General features: G+C 45.5%; 3 protein-coding genes. 1 reads left to right on the plus strand and 2 read right to left on the minus strand.

The genetic code is table 11. The features are described 5' to 3' along the window. Nucleotides 1–208 precede the first annotated feature (208 nt). Nucleotides 209–1555 carry a dicarboxylate/amino acid:cation symporter gene (locus tag BIZ39_RS20280; RefSeq protein WP_049589117.1) on the minus strand — a complete coding sequence of 449 codons (1347 nt, stop codon included), beginning with the start codon at nt 1553–1555 and terminating at the stop codon, nt 209–211. Nucleotides 1556–1669: 114 nt separating this feature from the next. Here BIZ39_RS20280 and BIZ39_RS20285 point away from each other — a divergent pair, with 114 nt between their 5' ends. After that, nucleotides 1670–4216 (plus strand): Ig-like domain-containing protein, encoded by a 2547-nt coding sequence (locus BIZ39_RS20285; protein WP_187447893.1) that lies wholly within the window; start codon nt 1670–1672, stop codon nt 4214–4216. 117 nt (nt 4217–4333) lie between these two features. Here the strand turns inward: BIZ39_RS20285 and BIZ39_RS20290 are convergent. Then, the coding region (locus BIZ39_RS20290) for an N-succinylarginine dihydrolase (protein ID WP_187447894.1) at nt 4334–4552 on the minus strand (219 nt) is incomplete at its 5' end.

Here is a 4552-nt window from a genome sequence, read left to right on the forward strand (position 1 = left end):
AATTGACTTCACGAAAAAGCCGAATATATGGCAGCAATGAATCACGTTATTAAATCAACACGGTGTCTTGCAATCGGAGAGGGTCCATATATGGTATAACGGAGCACGCAACTAACTAAAAAGGCCAGCAATTGATGCTGGCCTTTTTAGTATGCGACTGCTTCTGTAAACTCATATGTAAATCGAGCTAAAGAAGCTTTTGTAGTCGTTATTTATTCTTTTCAAAATGTTCGAAGTCCACATCTTCCTGCTTCAAACCGGCTTTAGGATCGTTATAAACGCTTTCGTCCAATGCTCCTTCGCTTTTAGCTACAATGCACGACACCATACAGTCGCCTGTAATGTTTACCGCAGTGCGTGTCATATCCAGCAGTCTGTCTACACCGATAATAAGTGCGATCCCTTCAACCGGTAGGTTCACTTGCTGCAATACCATAGCTAGCATGATAAGGCCCACACCTGGCACACCGGCGGTTCCGATTGAAGCAAGGGTGGCGGTAAGTACTACCATCATATAGTCGCCAAGGCTTAAATCGACAGCGTAAACCTGAGCAATAAAGACCGTGGCAACACCCTGCATTATGGCCGTGCCGTCCATGTTAATTGTTGCGCCTAGCGGCAGGGTGAACGACGATACCGAGTTACCTACGCCAAGCTTGTTTTTCGCCGTTTCCATAGTGACGGGCAAGGTAGCGCTACTGCTTGAGGTACTAAATGCGAATAGCGCAGCGTCACGCATTTTCTTCATCAAGATAACAGGGTTTAATCCCGATAGAGCTTTTAGCAGCACTGAGTAGGTTACCAGGCCGTGAAGGATTAACACGCCAAATACTAAGAAGAAATATTTCGCCAGGCTCAGAATTGTTTCGCCACCAATAGTGGAGAAGAGTTTCGCCATCAACACGTACACGCCGTATGGCGCTAAGTTCATGATGATGGTTACAAGACGCATGATTACCGTATTAATATCTTCAAAGATAGCGGTAAGACGCTTGCCCGCATCACCTGTCATCGCCATAGCTATACCAAACAGTACGGCGAACACAATGATCTGTAGCATGTTGCCCTGTGCCATTGAGTTAATTGGGTTGCTTGGGAACATGTTAACGATAACGTCAGACAGGCTAGGGGCCTCTTTCGCTTGGAAAGTAGTTTCTGTTGTTAGATTTAGCCCATCACCCGGAGACACCACTAAAGCTATACTCATGGCTAGTGTTATGGCAATGGCGGTTGTGACAACATAGAGTCCGACTGACTTTGCACCAAGTCTTCCCAATTTACTAGGGTCAGACAGTGTGCTGGTTCCGCAAATTAAGGAAACAAACACAAGAGGAACCACAAGCATTTTTAAGCTGGCAATAAATATTTGGCCGAGAGTGGAAAATATACCTTCTACAAGAATGTTATACGTTGAGAACGCTAAACCGAATATCGAAAACGTAAAATCTCCGCTATCATCAAACAATAATTGGAGAAAGACACCAGTCAAGATACCGGCAGCCATGCCGATAAAGATGCGGGCGGTTAAACTATATTTATGTGCAGATGAAGACATTAATGTTCCCTGTGCATTTTTATATTTTTAATCTTTCGTAGTGTGCCAGATTCAGTTGATTTTTAAACATAAAAAACGACGCAATTGTCAATAAAAGAGGTTCAGGAACGAATTATGTCGACATTAGCGAAAACGCTAAGCCTAATTAGCGCATTATTTATGCTAACAGCATGTGGTGGGGGCGGTTCATCAGTCTCTCGAGATAACACGGATAACGGAAGCGGAGACGGCGGTACCACATCACCAACCTATTCAATCGCTTTAACACTTGAAAATGAAAGTGGAGCAAGCGACAACAGCCTTTCTGAAGACAATAGTCTGTTTGTTGTTGCGACCGTGTCAGATCAAGATGGCAATCCGCATGCAGACGCGTTACTAACCTTTACGCTAAGCAACGAACAACTAGCCGAGTTTGGCAACGACACGGGAACGGCGCGTACAAATTCAAATGGTGTAGCCCGATTACGCCTTAATGCCAGCACGGCTTCTGGAGATGGCGAAATTACCGCTGCGCTCGGTAGCGGCGAAACGGGAACTACCACGTTTTCAGCCACAGCGGTGACAAGCACCGACCCAACAACAATAAGTGTATCGCTAGCCCTACAAAATGCAGCTGGGGAAGCAGATAACAGCTTATCTTCTAGCAACGCATTGGTTGCGCTGGCAACCGTGACTAATTCTGAGGGTGAGCCTCAGGCCGATTTGCTCCTAACTTTCTCATTGAGCAATGATGATTTAGCGACGTTTTCTAACGATACTGCCACTGCACTGACTAATGCAGAAGGCGTAGCGTCGATCGGTATGTCGGTGGGAAGCGCATCAGGGGATGGTGAAGTAACGGCTACTTTGTCAACTGGTGAAGCGGATTCAACTACATTCAGCTCTACGGGCAGTACAACGGTAAGTGAAGAGCCTGCTTCACTAGACCTGTTCGCAAGTAGTATTTTATTGCCATCGAGTGGTAACGACCAAATTGAGCTTATTGCTTTGGTGAAAAATGCGCAAAGTGTGTTGATGGAAGGAGTCGATGTATCTTTTTTCGCTGAGAATGAAGACGGTTTACAAATTCAATTAAGTCAACCTGTTACCGCGGAAGATGGTACTGCTAGAGCATTTGTGTCAACACGAAATAATGCGATGAACAGGCCTGCTGAGGTTTTTGCCCAAGCTGGGAGCCTGCCGGCTGAGAAAATTTTGATTGAAATCAGCGGGACAGAAGTCACTGCTAACGGACCTTCATCTGTTATTCTAAACAGTACAGCCGAATTTACATTGAGAGTGCAAGATTCTGACGGCAACCCATTGGGAAATGAGTCTATAATCATCGAGCCCGGCACGGGAACATTTGACAATACGGCAGTTACCACAGGCGCAAATGGCCAAGTAAGCGTTACATATACAGCCGTCCAATCAGGTACCGACTCATTCAATGTGCGCGCTCTAGGTGCGCTCACTGTAGTTACTATCCAAGTTCAACAAGATGAATTTGACTTCGACAATATTCCACAGTCTGAAATACCATTAAACACGCCAACCTTGGTTTCTGTCCAATGGCTCAAGGATAACCTGCCAGTCGTGGGGCAAGAAGTTACATTTAGTATTTCTCGCGGTGAGTTTGTAAATGGAAGCACAAGTACGACAGATTCAAACGGCGTTGCCCAAGTTTCTATTCAGGCTGATAATGCAGGAATTGCCTCGCTTACCGCAACTGGCCTCGACAGTAGCGATGGTTCTTCGGTTAGTGCGGTAGAAGAAGTTGCGTTTATCGCGGTTGTACCAGCAACCCTCATCGCTGATGCAACGCCAGATATAATAGGGCCAGACGGTCAAACGAGTACTATAACCGCAATCGTAAGAGATCCGAGTGGAAACTTGGTTAAAGATCAAGTTATCAATTTCAATGTTAACGATACATCTACAGGGTTTATCTCACCTTCTCAGTCTCGAACAGACAGTAATGGCGTAGCTTCTACTGTTTTCACGTCAGGGTCTACGTCAAGCGAAGATGCTGTGATTATTTCAGCAGAAGTCGCGAGCAACCCTTCAATTCGTGACACCGTAAATATGACGGTAGGAAGTAGACCGTTTGATATTTCTATTGGTACAGGAAACACACTTGAAGAGCCAGACACAGAAACGTACCTTAAGCGCTTTGCTGTCTTTGTTTCTGACTCAGCTGGGAGACCCGTTAGTGGAGTGTCGTTAACAGCTTCTGCTACCCCAGTTAAGCGAACTGAACCGGACAACAGAGGAATTTATCTAAAAGGACGATGGAACTGGAACGAAGACCGTTCTATTTGGGAGCCAATCGTAACAGCGGTTTGCCAAAATGAAGATGCAAATAGCAATGGTATATTAGACGCCGGAGAAGATACAAATGGTGACACATTCTTAACGCCTGGTATTGTGGGGACTATCTCAGTCGGGGGTAATGGCGTGACCGACATAAACGGGCAAGCTGAATTAATCTATCGTTACCCAGCAAGCTATGGCTACTGGTACGATACCGTCATTACAATATTCGGGCAGTCTAATGGTAGTGAGTCGAGCGCTGACCACTTTTACAGGCTAGGAGTTAGTTCTGAAGACCTGACTAATGAAGGTGCAGGGCTTCCGGCGAACCCATTTGGGATGTCAAACAGCTGTACCGACTTTGATTAAGCTGCACAAGTTATTAAGTAGTATCAGCTGATTCCTTGAAAGAAAGCCCGACGCAAGCGTCGGGCTTTTTGTTTTGATGGTAGCTTTAAAGCAGAATAGGTGCGTAAATAAAGATTGTTACGCCTGTTGGAATGGGTAAACCGAGCCAATTTTAAGGATTTGTGTAAGCTCATCAAGCGCAGTACGAGATTCAATTAGCAGCTGCGGATCGCGCAAGTCATCTTCACCTAATTCATCGCGATAGTGCTTGTCGACCCAAGTGTTTAGGCGAGCGAACTGTGTATCGTTGATTAACGTATTTTGATTAACTGCGGCAAGTTCTTGGTCATTCATCGC

The sequence above is a fragment of the Alteromonas sp. BZK5 genome (assembly GCF_014349115.1).
Lineage (GTDB): Bacteria > Pseudomonadota > Gammaproteobacteria > Enterobacterales > Alteromonadaceae > Alteromonas > Alteromonas macleodii.

Bases quoted from the DNA above. Each gene is read 5' to 3' on its own strand.
- BIZ39_RS20280 (WP_049589117.1), bottom strand. From the start codon at position 1,555: ATGTCTTCATCTGCACATAAATATAGTTTAACCGCCCGCATCTTTATC.
- BIZ39_RS20285 (WP_187447893.1), top strand. From the start codon at position 1,670: ATGTCGACATTAGCGAAAACGCTAAGCCTAATTAGCGCATTATTTATG.